Source organism: Demetria terragena DSM 11295, from assembly GCF_000376825.1.
Lineage (GTDB): Bacteria > Actinomycetota > Actinomycetes > Actinomycetales > Dermatophilaceae > Demetria > Demetria terragena.
In genome coordinates, this window is sequence record NZ_AQXW01000004.1 from 1,660,357 (window position 1) to 1,677,945 (window position 17,589).

The following is a 17,589-nucleotide window of genomic DNA, read 5'->3' on the forward strand; positions in this document are numbered from 1 at the left end:
CGCGCGTTCACCCGGACGGGCGGGCCATAGGTAGCCCCTCGAACAACACCTTCCCGCCGTGCCGCCCCGGCCCCGGGCCGAGTTCGATCATCCAGTCGGCATGGCGGATGACGTCACCGTTGTGTTCGATCACCACAACGGTGCTGCCGTGATCGATCAACCTGTCGAACACCTCGAGCAGACCGGCAATGTCCTGCGGGTGTAGGCCGGTGGTGGGCTCGTCGAGGACATAGGTCGTGGCATCGCTGGCTCGACGCAGTTCGCGTGTGATCTTGACCCGCTGGCACTCCCCGCCAGACAGGGTGCTGAGCGGCTGCCCGAGGCGCAGATAGCCCAGACCGACATCGACGAGTGGCTGCATCGCCTGTGCGACGGTGGGCTCCGGCAGGCACCGAAGTGCCTCGGCGACCGGCAGCTCCTCGATGTCGGAAATGGAGAGTCCGCCTACTCGATGCTGCAGGACCTCGGCTCGGAAGCGCTTCCCTTGACACTCCGGGCAGGTAGTCCGCTGGCCTTCCATGAAGGCGAGATCCGTATAGATCACGCCCGCACCACTGCACTCTGGACAGCCACCGTCGGAGTTGGCGCTGAACATTTTGACGGGAACCCCGTTGGCTGTTGCAAAGAGCCGGCGGATAGCAGTCGCGACCCCGGTATAGGTCATGGGACTGGACCGGCGGGTAGCGCTTACGGGGCGCTGGTCCGCCACGACCGATTCATGCTGGGCAACGAATTCGCCCATGAGGCTGGACTTCCCCGAACCCGCAACGCCGGTCACCACCGTCATTCGCCCGCTCGGGATATCGACCGTCACGTCGCGCAAGTTGTTGGCACGTGCGTGCTTGATCCTCAGCATCGAAACCGGCGCTGACCTCGACTCGTGCGCCTTCGCTAGCGGTTCTGCCTTGAGAGCACGCCCAGTGCAGGTATTCGACTGCAGGAGAGCGGCGTACGACCCCTGGAAGGTCAGGTGTCCACCGTCAGGTCCAGCGGCGGGACCGATCTCGATCACTTGGTCGGCTGCCGCCATGACCATCGGGTCGTGCTCGACGACGAGCACGCTTTTACCTCGGTCCCGGATCTGCCGCAACAGCCGGATCACCCGCTCCACGTCGCTCGCATGAAGTCCGACGGTGGGCTCATCGACGACATACGTCATGGAGGTCAGGCTCGATCCAAGATGGCGTACGAGCTTGACGCGCTGCGATTCCCCACCCGACAGCGTGGTGGTGGAACGCTCCAGACTCAGGTAACCCAGTCCGACAGTCACCAAGGCCCGCAGGCGATCTGACAGTGCCGAGACGGCCGGCGCAACGCGTGAATCGTCTAGCTGTGAAGCGAAATCTGCCACTTCGCTGACCTCCCATCGGGCGAGTTCCGGGAGGGTGCAGCCTGCGACAGTGGCAGTCCGCGCTGAGGCGGCGAGGCGTTCACCGTCGCAGTCCGAGCACACCTCAGAACGAGTGAACTGACCGATCACCGACCGTTTGCGCTCGGAAAGATTGTCAGCTGTGCCTAGATAGATCCGCTCGAAGCGCTCGGCCACACCTTCGAAGTCCCTGGGAAGCGAGCGCCCAAGCCGACCATCGTCACCATGGAGCAGCGCATGACGTTCACCCTGCGTCCATTGACGAACTGGCAGGTCAGCATCGAATCCGGCACCTTCGGCGAGCTGCCGGAACCAGTACTGGTTGGAGCCCATATCCCGGCAGCCGAATGGCGCCTTCCACCAGCGAACGGTCGAGATCGAGCAACCGATCCAGCGCAACCTGTACGACCTCGCCAAGCCCCGAACATGTCGGGCACATTCCGTGAGCATCATTGAAGGAGAATCGATTTGACTCGCCGACATGCGGTTCGGACAGCCGAGACCAGATAAGTCGCAGGTAGGCCCAGGTGTCGGTGATCGTGCCCACAGTCGAGCGAGCGTTTCCGCCGATTCGCTTCTGGTCAATGACGATGACCGGCGATAGCCCCTCGATCAGGTCGACGTCGGGGCGCGACCAGTGCGGCAGCCGGTTACGCACAAAAGGCGGGTACGTCTCGTTCAACTGGTACCCGGCCTCCGCCGCGATGGTGTCAAAGACCAGGGATGACTTGCCTGAGCCTGAGACGCCGACGATGACCACTAACTGGTCGCGCGGAATGTCTAGATCGAGTCCAGCCAGGTTGTGGGTGCGGGCCCCACGGATTCGTATGTGATCGGCCATGCTCGCGAAGGTAGGTCGCAATCCGGACAACGACGTACCGCTATCACCAAGACATCCCACGGTCCATCTCTTATGGTGGCCGCATGTTCTCCCACCACCAGGGACGCATCGGACTGCACGTTCGGGGTGCGCACTTGACCACCAGCGTCCAGGTGCGGGTCGACGATCAGCCAATTGACGTCACCACACCGTCAACCCTGATCACGGTGGCGCCAGGCCGACACGTTCTGGAAGTGAACGGGCTGGAAGGATTTCTGACCACGTTCGGTAAGGCTCGCCTCGACGTGTACGTCGCACCGCGCCAGCACGTGGATGTGTTTTATGCCGTGCCCCACACCTTCATCTCCAAAGCGCGGATCGGCTTCGTCCCAGTCAACCGGGCCTGGGCACTCGACTGGCGAGAACTTGCCCTCACCTGCGTCGCCACGATCGGCCTGCTTCTCCTGGTCGGCATAGTGCTGACCGTCTGGAATACGTTGACCGGCGGCTAAGTCGACCGCCTAGGTCGTCGGTGGGTGCTCGTTGTATTCGCCCGCGAGTTCCTGGCCGGAGAGCTCGTAGATCGCTGACATGATCTGGTCGGTCGCTTCCCGGCGAGCTCGACCTGCAGCCACGCCAGCAAACGCCTCGCGGAAACTCAGTGGTTCTCCAAAACGTACGGTCGCCTTGGCCAAGTGAAAACGGTTGCTGCCCACCGGCTGAACGTGTTGGGTTCCTTGCAGGCCCACCGGCACGACGGGAACATCGGCTTCCAGCGCGAGGTACGCGACGCCGGTCCGGCCCCGGTAGAGACGGCCATCGCGCGAGCGGGTCCCTTCGGGATAGATCCCAAAAGCTTCACCGGACCGCAGCACCTCGAGGCCGGCCTCCAGCGATTTCTGCGCTGCGCGGGTGTCATCCCGATCGACCGGAATCATGCCGGTCGCGGTCATCCACGTCTTGATCGCGTAGCCCTTGGGGCCCTTGCCCGTGAAGTAATCCGACTTGGCCAGGAAATGCACCGGTCGTGGCGCGCACGCCGGGATCGCGACACTGTCCACAAAGGACAGGTGATTACTCGCCAGGATCACGCCACCGGTCAGCGGAACGTGATGGGCGCCCTCAATGGTGGGGCGCCACACCGCGCGCAGGGTCGGCGCGACGACGGCGCGGGAAGCGAGATACAGCATGGTGGGGCCAGCCTAGCCAGGTCGCGCCGCGAACCTCCCGTCCTCGGTTCAGCCCTCGGACTCCTCCGCGATGATCGTGCCGCCAAGCACGCTTTGGACCACGGGCAACCCGACGTCCGTAGCGTCTTCGACGCTTTCATCGTTGAGGTCGACTGCGGTGTCGTCGGCTGAAGGCGAACTCGCCCGCGACGTGGCGGCCGCGCTTTCTTCTCGGGCTCGTTGCTCAGCACGCTGGCGAGGAGATTGGGTGGGCTGGGCAGGTGCCGCGGGGGTCGGCTCTGGCTCCGCTGGCGCGTCAGCTGGTGCTGTGGAAGCCCAGTCAGGTGGCGGTCCCGCCGGTGAACTCCAGGAGTCGCGCGAATCGGCGTCCCACCCACCGGGCGGCGCCGCTCCGCCGATCTGCGCGGCAGCTTCATCTTGCGCTGGCGGTTGCGGGCTGGTCGTTGCTGGCGGCTGCGCCGGTGAGGAATCAACTGCTGGGGGCGCGCTGGTGCCTGCGGGCGGCGACCCTTCGTGCACCTGCGCCTCGACACGAGTGTTGACGCCAATCGCGTCGAGTACCGCCTGGTGCACAACATCTGGGTGCTGGCCGCGGCGGAAGGTGTCGGCGAGCGCCTGAGTCGAGGTACCCAGGAGCAACCGCTGCCCGTCGTAGTCCACGACATGCGCATGCTGGCTCAGCAACGCCCACGTCACCCGCCTGATGTGGAAGATCTTGTCGAGTACGTCTGGCCATGCCCGCCGGATCGCATCGGTGTCAATCGATCCTGGCTGGTGTGGTGTAGGAGTCTCGACAGGCTCGACCGGCGTGGGGGACGCGGAGCCGGGATGGGTGGCGGCGGCGCTGGCTGGGTCTGGCGGGAGTCCGGGCGAGGCGCTAGCCGAGCTCGGGCGGATGGTTGCGTCGCCGCCACCCGTCCCGGCGAAGCGTGCGCCGGGGGTGGGCTCGACCGGGGTCTCGACAGGCTCGACCGTCGTAGGCGGCTCGACCGGCGTAGGCGGCGCGACCGGCGTAGGGGGCTCGACCGGCGTAGAGGGCTCGACCGGCGTAGAGGGCTCGACCGGCGTAGAGGGCTCGACCGGCGTAGAGGGCTCGACCGGTGTGCTCGGCGCGACGGGCGTGGTCTCGATACGGCTCGCCCTAGGGGGCTCGCCTACTCGACCAGCGTTGCCGGACTCACCGAGATCGAGACGCCGCTCCAGCCGGTCCAGGCGGGCGGCGTAACCCTGCTCGCCGGAGGCTGCTGGCAGCAGGATGCGCGCCGCGATGAGCTCGAGCTGAAGGCGCGGCGCGGTGGCACCGGTCATCTCGGTCAGTCCGGTGTTGGCGATGTCGGCGGCGCGCGACAGTGCGCCAGCGCCATAGGCGGCAGCCTGCTGGCGCATCCGCTCGATCTGATCCTCAGGCACGGTACGCAGCACCTGAGCCGCACCGTCAGGGACGGCAGCCACCACGATGAGGTCGCGCAAACGCTCCAACAGGTCCTCGATAAATCGCCGCGGGTCATGCCCCGACTCGATCACCCTGTCAATCTGTCGGAATACCGCAGCGCCATCGTGTGCGGCGAGCGCATCGATGACCGCATCGAGCAGTTCGCCGTCGGTGAAGCCCAGCAGTGCGGCCGCACCCGCGTAGGTCAACCCCTCGTCCGTGGACCCAGCGATGAGTTGATCGAGCACGGAAAGCGAGTCACGGACGGAGCCGCCACCGGCACGTGTGACGAAAGACAGGACACCCGGCTCAACGCGTACGCCCTCGCTGTCGCACAGCGATTGCAGGTAATCCGATAGCAGGCCGGGCGGGACCAGCCGGAATGGATAGTGGTGGGTCCTCGAGCGAATAGTGCCGATGACTTTTTCTGGCTCGGTCGTGGCAAACACGAACTTCACATGCTCGGGCGGCTCCTCGACGATCTTCAGCAGCGCGTTGAAGCCCTGCGGCGTCACCATGTGCGCCTCGTCGATGATGTAGATCTTGTAGCGCGCTTGGGCCGGACCATAGGACGCCCGCTCGCGCAGATCGCGCGCGTCGTCGACGCCACCATGGCTCGCAGCGTCGATCTCAATGACGTCGATGCTGCCGGACCCGTCTCGTGCGAGCGCGACGCAGGACTCACATTCGCCGCACGGCGTGGGTGTTGGTCCCTGCGCACAGTTGAGGCAGCGAGCCAGGATGCGCGCGCTCGTCGTCTTGCCGCAGCCACGCGGCCCGCTGAACAGGTAGGCATGCCCGGTCCTGCCGGTGCGCAGCGCCTGCATGAGCGGCCCGGTCACGTGGTCCTGCCCGATGACGTCGACGTATGTCTCTGGGCGGTATCTGCGGTACAGCGCGGTGGTCACATCGATGACGATATCTGCGGCAACAGACAAGAGGGACCCCCCGTGCACCCGGAAGAGCTCACCTACCCTTGCTGCATTCCTGCCCTGGGGGAGTTCGGAGAGGTACCGCCACACGGGGGGCCGGAGATAACTCTAGGTGACGCTCGGACACCGCGCGAACTGACCTCGTCGGCCTTTAACAGCCCTTGGGCGGTGTCGGCTTCTTAGCCGGGGGCGCAGTCGCCTTGGCGACCGGAACGAGCGAGGTGAACTTGCTGCCGAGGATGGCGTCGACGTCGGTTCCCTCCCGCCTGTCTTCCTGAAGACGCGCATCGGGGAACTGCAGGGCCATCCGCCGAGCTGCCGGTTCGCCGCGTTCACCATGGCGAATCAACACCACGTCGTTCGGGAAGTACGACCCGCCGGGATCATTGCCCGATTCAGCGATTTTGAAACCGCGCTGCTTCAGCAGTTTGGCCGTATCGCCAGCAAGACCAGGCTTGTAGGTCGTGTTGTAGATGTTGGCCGTGATCGCCGAAGGCGCCGGCGGCGGAACGGGCTTGAGTTTGAACTGCGTGCCGATCAGCAGGTCGACGGTGGGGTCGGTGCGTTCATCTTTGACCAGCGTGGGGTTCTCGATCTCGGCGGCGACGGTGAGGGCGATCTGTCGGCCGGCGGGGCCGTACCGAATTTCAGCGGTCTTGGGTTGCGCGTTGTCGGTGAGGTCCTGGTTCGTGGTCTCCAGCACATTGAACCCGCGCCACTCAAGCTGCGTCGAGGTATCGCCCGCCAACCCGGCCTTCGAGCCCGCGTTGACGACATTGAGGTAGATGGTGTTGTGCTTGATGGAAGCAGCTGGTTCGGGCACCGGCTTAGGGCAGGAAGGGGTCGGCGTCGCCGCGTCATCCGAGTCGCCGCTGCAGGCAGCCAAGAGGGTGGCCGCCATGGCCACCGCCACCAAAGGCCCTGCGACTCGACCGCTACCCCGCATCACACCCACTTCGCCTCACTCGCCCCCGATGGTTAGTTGCCGCTCTAGTGTGACCGACGTCCGCGCTCATCGACGACAGGCCCACGCATTTTCGGGCGCAACGTGTCGAACACCACCCCTTCGTCGCTCGGGACAACGCCGGGACGTACGACAAACGGCTGAGACCGAAGTCCCAGCCGTTTGTCGACAATGGCGGAGGATGCGGGATTTGAACCCGCGAGGGGTTTCATCCCCAACACGATTTCCAATCGTGCGCACTAGGCCACTATGCGAATCCTCCGTGGGCGAGGGTACCCGAGCGCCCGCCACACCGCGAATTCTGGTGGCGTACGTCAACGGCGACGACGCGCGGTCCCGAACAGACTGCGGGTGATCTCGCGGCCGATGACCGTGCCGGCTGAGCGGATGGCGGACTTGAAGGCGCTCGACCCGACGACCTTCTCCACCATTCCGGGGTCTTCTTTCTCAGCTTTCTGCGGAGCCTTCTTCGGTGGCGCCTTCTCTTCCGGTGCCTCGGCGGTATCCGCTCCGGCAGCAGCCGGTTCCTGCTCGCCGTCGGCCTTGTCGAGTCGCCCAGCCAACAGTTCGTACGCCGACTCCCGGTCGACGGCCTCGGCGTATTTCTCCCCCAGCGGCGACGCCGAAATCACACCGTCGATGGTGGCGTCCGGCGCGGGCGCCATGAGCGACTGCGGTGCCCGCATGCGGGTCCAGGCGACAGGTGTCGGCGCGCCTTTCTCAGACAGGACTGTCACGACGGCCTCGCCGGTGCCGAGTTCAGTGAGCAATTTCTCCAGGTCGTAGGAACTCCGCGGGAACGTGCCCACCGTCGCCTTCAGCGCCTTGGAGTCTTCGGGGGTGAACGCGCGCAACGCGTGCTGGACCCGGTTGCCGAGCTGCCCCAGCACTCCTGACGGAACGTCCTTGGGCGTCTGGGTGACGAAGAAAATACCGACACCCTTGGAGCGAATAAGGCGCACGGTCTGCTCGATCGAGTCGAGGAAGCTCTTGGACGCGTCCTCGAAGAGAAGGTGCGCCTCGTCAAAGAAGAAGACGAGTTTGGGCTTGTCCGCGTCGCCGACCTCGGGCAGGTCCTGGAAAAGATCTGCCAGCAACCACATGAGGAAGGTCGAGAACAGCGCCGGACGGTCCTTCACCGACGGCAACTCAAGGCACGAGACGATGCCTTTGCCCTCGACCACCTTGAGCAGGTCGGTGGTGTCGAACTCTGGCTCTCCGAAGAATGCGTCGGCGCCCTGGTCGCTGAAGGCGATCAGTTCGCGCAGAATGACCCCAGCCGTGGATGAGGAAAGCCCGCCCAGGGACTTGAGATCCGCCTTGCCCTCATCGGAGGTGAGGTGTTGGACGACGGCGCGCAGGTCTTTGAGGTCCAGCAGCGCTAGGCCGTTCTTGTCGGCGTAGTGGAACACCAACCCAAGGCTCGACTCCTGGGTGTCATTGAGACCGAGGACTTTGGACAGCAAGGTCGGACCAAAGGCGGTGATGGTGGCGCGAATCGGGATGCCTTTGCCCTCGCCGCCCAGCGCGAAGAACTCCACCGGGAAGGCCGTGCCGGCCCAATCCTGGCCGACGTCCTTGGCGCGCGAGGCGACCTTGTCGTTGCTCTCCCCGGCCGCCGCGAGACCTGACAGGTCACCCTTGACGTCGGCGAGAAACACCGGGACGCCCTGGGCGGACAACTGCTCAGCCATCAGCTGCAAGGTCTTGGTTTTGCCCGTGCCGGTGGCGCCTGCGACGAGTCCGTGGCGATTCATCATCGCCAGCGGGAGGCGTACGAGCGCCTCGGGGTGCGCGGTGCCATCGATGACTGCGGCACCAAGCTCAAGGGCGCCGCCCTCGAATTGGTAGCCAGTGGTGATCTGCTCTAAGGGGCTCGTCTCATCGCTCACATCATGACCTTAATGCGCACGGGGCCACGGTCGGCAGAGCCGCGCACAGAACCGGCAACTACAGTGACCCCGTGAAGTTTCAGGTGGTGGGCGGGGGCGCCCCCTTCCGACGCGGGGACCAAATGAAGCCCTGCCTGCGGAAGTCAAAGCAACGGGCAGTGTCATGAGCGTCCGCCGAGAAACCATGACCGGGCTCGAACGCGCCCGGCAGCGACGTCGCCACCGCAGCATCGCGGTGCTTATCATCGCTATCGCCATGGTGTTTGGCGGGTTCGGGCTGTCCTTGGCCTACTGGGAGGGCTGGGTCGGAGGCTCGGCAAGCCCAGAGCCGACCTGCACCCCCACGACCTCGACTCCGCCACAGGGGCGGTTCACCGTCAACGTCTACAACTCGTCCGACCAGTCGGGCGCCGCTGGCGACCTGAGCAAGGCGCTGGAGAGCCGGGGCTTTGACCTCGGGGTTGTCGGAAACGACCCGTACAAGAAGAAGCTCAGCAATGTCGGTGAGATTCGGTTCGGCCCCGAGGGCGAAAAGCTCGCCAAGACTCACCTCGCGACGCTCATTCCCGGTGCCAAGCTGATGCCCGATGGCCGCACGGGCACCAGCGTCGATGTCGCCATTGGTGAAGAGATGCCCACCGTTGAGGTCAACTCGGAGACCGCCAGCCCGGACGACGGCTGCTGAGATGCGGGTCGTCTCGCTGCTCCCATCGGCGACCGAAATCCTCCACGCCGTGGGCGCCGCGGACCAGGTCGTCGGCGTGACCTTTGAGTGCGACAGTCCCTCCTCCGCACGCCGAGACGCAACCGTGGTGTCGACCTCGAACCTTCCGACCGGGCTGACACCCGCCGAAATCGACCGAGCCGTACGCACCCGCATCGCCGCCGGGGAGGATCTTTACCGTCTCGACCGGGCCGCCTTGAGTGACCTGGATGCCGATCTGGTCGTCACCCAGGACCTCTGCGCCGTGTGCGCCGTTGACGTCTCGGAGGTTCGAGACGCCCTTGATTTCCTTCAGTGCCGCGCCGATGTTCTGACCACCGACCCGCACACATTGGACGAGGTGTGGGCCTCTATTGAGGCAATCGGTGAAGCGGTAAGTCAGCAGGAGGCGGCCGCGGCGCTCGCACGGTCCCTTCGCGAACGCATGACGCGCGTGGGCAAGCTGGTGGCGGGGCGGGACGCCGTGCGCTGTTTGGTCTTGGAGTGGTCGGACCCGCCGTTCGCGCCAGGACATTGGGTACCCGAGATGGTGTCCGTTGCAGGGGGTCACAGTGTGTTGGGCGAGGCGGGCGTGAAGTCGCGCGCCACGAGTTGGCGCAGTGTCGCGGCCGCAAACCCCGACGTCATCGTGGTCGCGCCCTGCGGGTATGCCCTCCCAGAGTCGACCCACATCGCTCAGGACCTACTCCTCACGAACAATCTGCCGGACCGGTGTGAGGTGTGGGCCGTGGACGCCAATGCCTCCTTCGCGCGGCCCGGCCCCCGACTGGCCGACGGCGTCGAAGCGCTGGCTCGGATCATGCACCCCGATCTTGGGGCGCCGGATGCGAGTTTGGCGACTCGATTGCGCTGACTCCAGGCACATTTCGCGCGGAGAGCGCACGATGGACCGCATGAGTGAGTCGTTCGGTCGCCGGATCCAGAGCCACATTTACCGTCGAGGCGTGCTCGGGCACCTGCCAACAGTGCCCGTACACCCTGACCGCCTGCAGAAGAAGGCTGCGCATGCCATGAGCAAGACCGCGCGGGCCTACGTCGAGGGCGGAGCGGGTCGCGGCGACACGATGCGGGCGAACCGCGAGGCATTCAACCGGTGGCGGATCGTGCCCCGCATGATGCGCAACACCACGGTGCGCGACACCTCGGTCGAACTGTTTGGCCGAACACTTCCGTCGCCCTTCCTCACCGCACCGATCGGCGTGGCCGAGATGGCGCACACCGACGCCGACTTGGGGTTGGCGCGAGGCGCCCGCGCGGCGGACGTGCCGGTCATCATCTCGACCCAGGCCTCCCACTCGACTGAGCAGATCGTCGCCGAGATGGGCGACCATCCGCGGTGGTTTCAGTTGTACTGGTCATCCGATGACGCGTTGGCCGAGAGCCTGGTCCGGCGGGCGGAAGCGTCCGGCTGTGAGGCGATCGTCGTCACCCTCGACACCACGATGCTTGGGTGGCGACCGGAGGACCTGGATCACGCCTGGCTGCCTTTCGCCCGGGGCATGGGGATCGCTCAATACACCGCCGACCCGGTGTTTCAGGAGCGCGTACGCGCCCGAGTCGCCGAAGGCGCAGATGGCGGCGGCGAACCACTCCCCCGCCCACGTCCGGGCGCTCTGAGGTCGCTCGCGACGCTTTCGCGAACCTACCCAGGGGCCTCCTGGGAGAACGTGCGGTCACCCGAGCCGCGCGCTGCCGTCGAGACGTTCTTGCGTCTCTTCTCTCGTCAAGACCTCACCTGGGATCGGCTCTCCTGGCTGGCCGAACGCACGTCACTGCCGTTGCTAGTCAAGGGAATTCAGCACGCGGACGACGCCGCGCTCGCTGTTGAGGCCGGCGCCGAGGGCATCGTGGTGAGCAACCATGGCGGGCGTCAGGTGGACGGCGCCGTCGGCTCCTTAGACGCCCTGCCTGGCGTGGTCGAGCGCGTCGGCGGACAGGTTCCTGTCCTGTTCGACAGCGGGGTGCGCTGCGGTGCGGATGCGTTCAAGGCGCTCGCCCTGGGCGCCGACGCGGTCTGCATCGGACGCCCGTGGGTGTACGGCCTCGCGCTGGGCGGCGCTGATGGCGTACAGCAGGTGCTCGAATCCTTCCGGGCGGAACTGGAGCTCACTATGGGCTTGGCCGGAGTCACCTCGCTTGCGGAGGTCAACACGAGCGCACTCGAAGCGTCTGGGGTGCAGGTGTAGCGCCGATTCGGCGTCCCGCCACCGCCTCAGGTAGCCTTTCCGGCGGTGGCGTGTCCGAGCGGCCTAAGGAGAACGCCTCGAAAGCGTTTGTGGGCGCAAGTCCACCGTGGGTTCAAATCCCACCGCCACCGCCAGTGTGATGTCTCACGACATCTGCAAGGCCCGAACCCTCATTGAGGGTTCGGGCCTTGTTGGTTTTGGGGTTGGTAGTCCTTGGTGGGGTCGAGGGTGAGGCGGCGGATGATTTCGCCGGTTTGGGCGTGGGCGATGGTGATGTCGAGGTCTTGGACCAGGAGGAGGACGGGTTGCCCGTTGTGTGCTCGGCCGATGCCGATGTGGTGAAGGCGCCCGCGGTGTCGGAGGGTGACGGTTCCTTCGTTGACCTTGTCGGTGCGGACGCGATTGTGGGTCCGGGGCGTGGGTTCGTTACTCGGGCCGGCTTTGGGTCGTGCGTGGTAGGCCGCGGCGGGGGTGCGTCTGTGGAGCGCGCTGTGTGGGCGTTGGTGGTTATATTCCTGACGGAATCGGTCCAGCAGTGTCTGTAAGTCGGCGAGGGTGGTTGGCTGCTGGGGTTGGTTGCGGAGCCATTTCTTCAGGGTCTGTTGGAAGCGCTCGATTTTGCCCTGGGTTTGTGGGTGATTTCCGCGCCCGTTTTTCTGGGTCACGCCCAGGGCAGCCAGGGTGTGTTCGAAAGCGTTGCGGCCGCCGCGGACTCCGACGGCGGCGTGCCGGACGGTGTACACCATCCCGTTGTCAGTGAGCGTGCTTGCGGGGCAACCGTGTTCGGTGATCGTGGCCTGGAAGGTGGCTAGGACGATCTGGCCGGTGATCCGGGTATGGGCGCTGATGTGCAGCGCCATCCGGGAGTGGTCATCTAGCCAGGTGATGATCTCCACATCCTTGCCGCCGGCCAGGCGGTAGTGGGTGAAGTCGGACTGCCAGCACTCGTTTGGTTGCTCGGCCTGGAACCGGATATACGCCGATTTTGGTTTTTTCTTCGGCTCGGGTCGGATGCGTCCTGCGCGGGTCAGGATCCGAGCGATCGTGGCCCGTGAGGGTGGGGTGTGCCCGGCTTGTTCGAGGTGCCAGGCGATCGTTGCTGGCCCGGCGTCGTGACCGGCCTGAACGAGCCGGTCGCGTTCGGCCAGCACGGTCTCGATCATCGCTTCAGGGGTCGCCGAGGCGTTCCCTTTCGGGCGGCGCGAGCGCGGCTCGAACGCTGCCTGGTCTTCAGCGCGGTAGTGGGCCATCCACCGCGACACCGTTGGCTCAGGGACCTCGTACCTTCGTGATGCCTCCGCCTGGCTCAGGCCCGTCTTCAGGATCGCGGTGATGACCAGCTTCCTCTTCGTCACCCGCCAATCGGACCGCACCCACGACTTTCATATGTCGTGAGACATCCCTTTCACATGTCCTGAGACTCAACACCACCGCCACCGCCAGTGTGATGTCTCACGACATCTGCAAGGCCCGGGCCCTCAGTGGGGGTTCGGGTCTTGTTGGTTTTGGGGTTGGTAGTCCTTGGTGGGGTCGAGGGTGAGGCGGCGGATGATTTCGCCGGTTTGGGCGTGGGCGATGGTGATGTCGAGGTCTTGGACCAGTGACATGTACCCGGTTTGCCGGATAGATGTCAGATTCGGCAGTAGCCCCTTGGCGATCTGCTCCCAGAAACGCTGCCTCGACCTGCCGTTGAAGCTTCGGATGCCCAGGCGGGCGTTACTTGGGCCGGATCGCTCGATCTGCTGCTTGCTGACGACGTACCACTCAACACCTCCAGAACGGGGGCGTTGCGACAACCAGCTGAATCCGCCCTCCCGGACGAAACAAGAGCGGCATCAAACCCGTGACGGTTCACAACCGGACTCCTCCCAACTACAAGCGGCTCAGATGCTCGGCACTCGCGGTGAGTCGAGGTCGATCAGGACGTCCGCGGTGCCTTCCAAGGACTCTGCCGCACTGGCGGTGATCACCACGACGCGATCAGAGGCTGCGTCTCGGAGCAGTGCCAGGATGCGCCGTCGGTTGGCGGCATCGAGCGCACTGGTCGGATCTTCGGCGACAATTAGCTGGGCACGTTGAGCCAGTCCTCTGGCCACTGCTACCCGTTGCTGCTGTCCGCCCGAGAGTTCTTCGATCAGTCGGTCCTCCTGGTCGGCCAGACCAACGTCGCGAAGGATCGATTGAGATCGCTCGATCGCTTCGTGCGGACGAACCCCGTGCGCGATCAGGGGGACCGTGAGGTTCTCGAGTGCGGTGAGGGTCCTTGCCAGTTGGTTGTCCCGAGGGATCCAGGCGACGAGGCTGGGCTCCGGCACGCCGTGCAAGGTGCCGGAGGCAGGGGAGACCGCTCCGCCGAGCGTGAGTGCGAAGTCATGGGTCTCGGCGTCCGATGCCCCGACAATGGCGACGAGCTCACCGATTCCGATACTGGCCGTCACCGGTGTGCCTGCCGTGCCTGTGGTCAGGATGTCTCGTAGCTCGATCATCGTCATTCCGGGGAGCCTGCCTGCCATCGACGAACCACCAGATGGCGATCCTCGCCGCTGGCCTCGTTCGCCACTTGAACGGTTGCACCGGGCGGCCAGTCCTCCAGGACCGCGTCCGGCAGCGGAAGAGACCCATCCGGAGCAATGATGGCGATATCGACTCCTGCCTCCGCCTGACCGCCGACACGACCGTCGCGGATCGTGACGGTCCGTTGCATCGAACGCGCCAGGACCGGGTCGTGGGTCACGGTCAGGACCGTGCTGCCGATCTCTGTGTTCAGGCGGTGCAGCGCATCAATCACTCGGCCCGTCTCGTCAACCCCTAAGGACGCCGTCGGTTCGTCGGCCAGGAGCAGACCTGGCGCGCTTGCTGCTCCGACGCACAGCGCAGCCAGTTGTGTCTGCGCCGGGGAAGCTTGGTGCGGCATGAGACCCGCCTCTGCCTCATCCAAACCGACCCAGGAGGTCAAGGTTCGTGCCGTGGGCACGTCATCACGCTCTTCGACCTGGGCCAACTCGATGTTCTCGCGCAGGGTCAGGTGCGGAATGAGGTTGGCCGCTCCACCTTGCAGCACGAGTCCCAGTGCTCGTCCGCGCAGCTTGTCGATGTCGGCCACGGAGAGCTGATCGAGCCGATCCGAGCCGACCGTAATGGTGCCCGCAGTGGGGCGGTCCAAGCCCGCCAGCAGCATGAGAAGCGTCGACTTCCCGGCACCGGACGGGCCGAGCAGTGCCAGGGTCTCGCTGGCGGCGAGGTCCAAATGAACACCTGACAGCGCTGCGACGTCCTGCCCGTCACTGCGGTAGATGTGCACCAGGCCGCGAACGCGGACGTCGAGGCCTCTCATGACTTCTCCTCCCTCACCCTGGTGAAGGTTCGGATCCCGATCACGCCCACCGCAGCCGTCACCGCGACCGCTGCTGTTGCGCCGATCAACGATCCGAGCAATGGAGGTGTCCGGCTCGCGATGTCGTACGGCGGCGGTTGCGAGAACCACGGCACACCAGGAGCGGCCAGCCATACCCCGACCCATCCGAGCGCGGCGCCGATCACGATCGGAACGGTCATGAGTAGCACCTCGGCTCGACCGGCCCGACCGATCACTGCCGAGGGAACCTGTGCCGCCCGAAGCGCGCGGGTGTCCTCGGCTCGACCACGTGCCTGAGCCGAGAGCGTTGCCAGCAGAACCAGACACGCAACGATCACAGCGCCAAGCGCAACCAGCACACCCAGCTGCAGACCGTACGCCGACGCCGACTGATCCAGCTCGCTCTTCACCTTCGACACGCGCTCGTCGATGACGAACCCGAATCCCGCGTCCTTCAGGTCGCTTTCGGCACGCTTCAGCAGAGCCGGGTTCTGGGTGGTCGCCCAAATCTCCGCGCTGAGCGAGGGACTCGCGACCGCGTCAGCGAGCAAGGGCCACAATGAAGTGATGAACGTATGCTCCTCGGCCCCAGGGATCAACGGCACGGACGCGATCGTCTCGAAGTCCTTGTCTGCGACCGCCAGCGCCGGTGCAGAGAACTCCGAATCGCCCTCAACAGGCGGGGACCAGTGCGCCACCGCGGCCGGAAGAGCACCCTGCGGAGAGGTGCCGGTCCGAAGTTTCGCCCATGGGTCGCCTCCCCCGGCGTCCAGCGCGATACGGCTCATGGCCCCCGGGTCACCGGCCAGCACGACAGGTCCGTCACTGTTGCCCGACCGCATGCGTAGGACAGGAGTCATCACCTCATGCTTCGGGTCCAGCCGGTCGATGATCTTGACAAAGTCTTTCGGGTCCCCGTTCGAGTGGTAGTTGGTGATCGTGAGCCGCACCGGCGCACCGACCTCGGCTTCCGCCGCGTGCTGGCGATTGATCTCGCCCAGCTGAAGTGCCCCGATCCCGAAGGTCACCATCGCCCCCGCCGCCGTCAACGCGAGCACGATGTTGCGGGTCGATGAGCGGCGCGACAAGCTCGTCAGCGCCAAGAGTGTGGCGACGCGACCTCGGCGCAACACCCGTGCGGCAACTCGTCCGGCGATCGGAACCATGAGCCCACCCAGGACCAGACCGACAGCCAACGCCATCGCAATCGGCGTCACCAGCACGGGCGGCCCACTCAAGGTGCCGGTCACCACTGTCGCCATCATGCCGACCGCGAGGGTGAGCAGCACCGTCTCTCCGACCGAGAGGCGCCAGCGCCGCGCCCGGGGCTGGACATCCCGCAACAACCCGGCGACGGGTCGACTCACCAACCGCCGAATCAACCACGTCACCGTGCCCAGAGTCAGCACCCACACCGCAGCAGCGACGGCCAATGCGCTCCAGCTCCACCCACCGGCGGTCCCCGACATCCAGGTGCTCCGGACCAGCCAGTCGAGGGCGTACGCCGCCCCCAGGCCGATAGGCAGTCCGATCACCACCGACGGACCCAGCTCTCGCCGCAGCACCATCGCCGCACCCAGTCGGCCAGGTGCTCGCAGCCGCATGAGCGCCACCTCGCGTCGCCTCTGAGTCAGCATCGCCCGCACCACAATCCACGTGAGCACCGCCTGCAAGACGACCAACTGCGCGAGCAGTAACGGACCGATCATGCGGAGCTGCTCCACGTCCTTGCCGACGTGCTCATCCACGGTGGACACCTGCTCAGTCACCGAGGTGTCCAAGGTGCCAGACGCTGCACGCTCCTGCGTCGTGGCCAGCGCCGACCTCGCCTGATCGAGCCGGTCATACGAGAACGCGCCTTGCGACAACGAACGATTCACCGTGGTCTCCACGTCCGCCCACCCCACAGAATCCGGCGAGTCGCGTGTGCTCCGGGACGGTTCCGTACCGCGCGGGACATGATCGGGCATCGCTCCCGCGAACGTCGTGGCATCCACCAGCCAGTCGTGACTGCGCACCCTGGAGCCGTCCGGGCGGACGTCGACGGGCACATCGGACACATCCAGCCCACGCCAGTACCCGGAGTGACCGCTCTGTGAAAACACCGCCCGTACCGTCAGGGTCCGATTGACCCGATCCCTGTTACGGGGAAACTGCACGACTCGGTACTGATCTCCCACCTCAAGACCCAGCGCCTTGGCCGAGGCTCGCGAGATCGCGACATCGAAGCGCCTCGTTGGGCATTCGCCCGCAACGATCTGAACGCGCTGACAGAACCCATCACGCGCCAGCAGTGTGATTCGATGCCCAGCATCTGGAGGCAACGGACCCACGTCGACGCGGTACTGCCCCACGACCGGACCCGCGAGGCCATCCCACTGCTCCCCGACCACCGGCGCCAGCTCCTCGATCGGCACGCGCCCATCGGTCCCCACCGCGCGCGCCTCCACCGAACGGCCGAGATCACCCAACGCACTTACCCGGTTGTCGACCATCGCCCTCGCCACCGAGTTCGTCACGAGCGGGATCATCGCTGCCATCGCCACAAGGCCAGCGACCACCGCCGCCAGCACGACTAACTGTACCCGGCGAGCCCCCGCCGCAGCGCGCGCTGAGTGTTGGTATACGCGCGCCACTCGCCGCTTCATCGATACCCCCTAGGTTCGACCAATGGACAGACCCCCATAACTACAGCTGCATCGAACCACGTGCACGCAGAGCAAGG

Annotated in this window: 15 protein-coding genes, 2 tRNA genes and 1 other RNA gene; 5 read left to right on the top strand and 13 right to left on the bottom strand. The window is 65.6% G+C overall.

The window, feature by feature from the left end; all coding sequences use genetic code 11:
* Positions 1–7 precede the first annotated feature (7 nt).
* Entirely contained in the window at positions 8–1,702 is a 1,695-nt protein-coding gene (locus F562_RS19035; RefSeq protein WP_211206454.1) for an ATP-binding cassette domain-containing protein, read from the bottom strand.
* Positions 1,644–2,210: a P-loop NTPase family protein gene (locus F562_RS21060; protein ID WP_211206455.1), complete on the bottom strand. Its 567-nt coding sequence runs from the start codon at positions 2,208–2,210 to the stop codon at positions 1,644–1,646. The genes F562_RS19035 and F562_RS21060 overlap by 59 nt, the downstream gene beginning before the upstream one ends.
* Positions 2,211–2,293: 83 nt before the next feature.
* On the opposite strand from F562_RS21060, the gene F562_RS0112290 reads away from it, so the two are divergent.
* Positions 2,294–2,701: a hypothetical protein gene (locus tag F562_RS0112290; RefSeq protein ID WP_018157266.1), complete on the top strand. Its 408-nt coding sequence runs from the start codon at positions 2,294–2,296 to the stop codon at positions 2,699–2,701.
* Between the two features lie 9 nt (positions 2,702–2,710).
* On the opposite strand, the gene F562_RS0112295 is transcribed toward F562_RS0112290, so the two are convergent.
* The 6 genes from F562_RS0112295 to F562_RS0112315 all read right to left on the bottom strand — a co-directional run bounded on the left by F562_RS0112295 (position 2,711) and on the right by F562_RS0112315 (position 8,599).
* Entirely contained in the window at positions 2,711–3,379 is a 669-nt protein-coding gene (locus F562_RS0112295) for a lysophospholipid acyltransferase family protein (protein WP_018157267.1), read from the bottom strand.
* Between the two features lie 48 nt (positions 3,380–3,427).
* Positions 3,428–5,719, bottom strand: coding sequence for a DNA polymerase III subunit gamma and tau (locus F562_RS0112300; protein ID WP_040385889.1), 2,292 nt, complete (start codon positions 5,717–5,719; stop codon positions 3,428–3,430).
* Between the two features lie 28 nt (positions 5,720–5,747).
* An RNA gene (gene ffs, locus F562_RS20615) (signal recognition particle sRNA small type) lies at positions 5,748–5,844 on the bottom strand.
* 50 nt (positions 5,845–5,894) lie between these two features.
* Complete coding sequence (locus F562_RS20250) at positions 5,895–6,644, bottom strand: LytR C-terminal domain-containing protein (RefSeq protein ID WP_169333385.1); 750 nt, start codon at positions 6,642–6,644, stop codon at positions 5,895–5,897.
* Between the two features lie 235 nt (positions 6,645–6,879).
* A tRNA-Ser gene (locus tag F562_RS0112310) sits at positions 6,880–6,969 on the bottom strand.
* 52 nt (positions 6,970–7,021) lie between these two features.
* Positions 7,022–8,599, bottom strand: coding sequence for a helicase HerA-like domain-containing protein (locus tag F562_RS0112315; RefSeq protein WP_018157270.1), 1,578 nt, complete (start codon positions 8,597–8,599; stop codon positions 7,022–7,024).
* Positions 8,600–8,762: 163 nt separating this feature from the next.
* On the opposite strand from F562_RS0112315, the gene F562_RS20255 reads away from it, so the two are divergent.
* The 4 genes from F562_RS20255 (at position 8,763) to F562_RS0112335 (ending at position 11,643) form a co-directional block, all read left to right on the top strand.
* Positions 8,763–9,284, top strand: a complete 522-nt coding sequence (locus F562_RS20255) for a LytR C-terminal domain-containing protein (protein WP_083915541.1) — start codon at positions 8,763–8,765, stop codon at positions 9,282–9,284.
* Position 9,285: 1 nt separating this feature from the next.
* Positions 9,286–10,176 (top strand): ABC transporter substrate-binding protein, encoded by an 891-nt coding sequence (locus tag F562_RS19050; protein ID WP_018157272.1) that lies wholly within the window; start codon positions 9,286–9,288, stop codon positions 10,174–10,176.
* A gap of 31 nt (positions 10,177–10,207) precedes the next feature.
* Positions 10,208–11,509, top strand: coding sequence for an alpha-hydroxy-acid oxidizing protein (locus F562_RS0112330; protein ID WP_018157273.1), 1,302 nt, complete (start codon positions 10,208–10,210; stop codon positions 11,507–11,509).
* 44 nt (positions 11,510–11,553) lie between these two features.
* Positions 11,554–11,643: transfer RNA gene (locus F562_RS0112335), tRNA-Ser, on the top strand.
* A gap of 36 nt (positions 11,644–11,679) precedes the next feature.
* Here F562_RS0112335 and F562_RS0112340 read toward each other — a convergent pair.
* The 5 genes from F562_RS0112340 to F562_RS0112360 all read right to left on the bottom strand — a co-directional run bounded on the left by F562_RS0112340 (position 11,680) and on the right by F562_RS0112360 (position 17,512).
* Positions 11,680–12,864 (bottom strand): IS481 family transposase, encoded by a 1,185-nt coding sequence (locus tag F562_RS0112340; protein WP_040385895.1) that lies wholly within the window; start codon positions 12,862–12,864, stop codon positions 11,680–11,682.
* A 123-nt stretch (positions 12,865–12,987) separates the two neighbouring features.
* Complete coding sequence (locus F562_RS20810; protein WP_026181241.1) at positions 12,988–13,305, bottom strand: hypothetical protein; 318 nt, start codon at positions 13,303–13,305, stop codon at positions 12,988–12,990.
* Between the two features lie 87 nt (positions 13,306–13,392).
* A complete protein-coding gene (locus F562_RS19055; RefSeq protein ID WP_018157276.1) occupies positions 13,393–14,001 on the bottom strand; it encodes an ATP-binding cassette domain-containing protein in 609 nt (202 codons plus the stop codon).
* Positions 13,998–14,843 carry an ABC transporter ATP-binding protein gene (locus F562_RS0112355; RefSeq protein WP_018157277.1) on the bottom strand — a complete coding sequence of 282 codons (846 nt, stop codon included), beginning with the start codon at positions 14,841–14,843 and terminating at the stop codon, positions 13,998–14,000. Before F562_RS0112355 ends, F562_RS19055 begins: the two co-directional genes overlap by 4 nt.
* A complete protein-coding gene (locus F562_RS0112360; protein ID WP_156822642.1) occupies positions 14,840–17,512 on the bottom strand; it encodes an ABC transporter permease family protein in 2,673 nt (890 codons plus the stop codon). The genes F562_RS0112355 and F562_RS0112360 overlap by 4 nt, the downstream gene beginning before the upstream one ends.
* Positions 17,513–17,589: the final 77 nt, after the last annotated feature.

Coding starts and splice junctions, on each gene's coding strand:
- F562_RS19035 (WP_211206454.1), bottom strand. CDS start 1,702: ATGGGCTCCAACCAGTACTGGTTCCGGCAGCTCGCCGAAGGTGCCGGA.
- F562_RS21060 (WP_211206455.1), bottom strand. CDS start 2,210: ATGGCCGATCACATACGAATCCGTGGGGCCCGCACCCACAACCTGGCT.
- F562_RS0112290 (WP_018157266.1), top strand. CDS start 2,294: ATGTTCTCCCACCACCAGGGACGCATCGGACTGCACGTTCGGGGTGCG.
- F562_RS0112295 (WP_018157267.1), bottom strand. CDS start 3,379: ATGCTGTATCTCGCTTCCCGCGCCGTCGTCGCGCCGACCCTGCGCGCG.
- F562_RS20250 (WP_169333385.1), bottom strand. CDS start 6,644: ATGGCGGCCACCCTCTTGGCTGCCTGCAGCGGCGACTCGGATGACGCG.
- F562_RS20255 (WP_083915541.1), top strand. CDS start 8,763: ATGAGCGTCCGCCGAGAAACCATGACCGGGCTCGAACGCGCCCGGCAG.
- F562_RS19050 (WP_018157272.1), top strand. CDS start 9,286: ATGCGGGTCGTCTCGCTGCTCCCATCGGCGACCGAAATCCTCCACGCC.
- F562_RS0112330 (WP_018157273.1), top strand. CDS start 10,208: ATGGACCGCATGAGTGAGTCGTTCGGTCGCCGGATCCAGAGCCACATT.
- F562_RS19055 (WP_018157276.1), bottom strand. CDS start 14,001: ATGACGATGATCGAGCTACGAGACATCCTGACCACAGGCACGGCAGGC.
- F562_RS0112355 (WP_018157277.1), bottom strand. CDS start 14,843: ATGAGAGGCCTCGACGTCCGCGTTCGCGGCCTGGTGCACATCTACCGC.
- F562_RS0112360 (WP_156822642.1), bottom strand. CDS start 17,512: ATGAAGCGGCGAGTGGCGCGCGTATACCAACACTCAGCGCGCGCTGCG.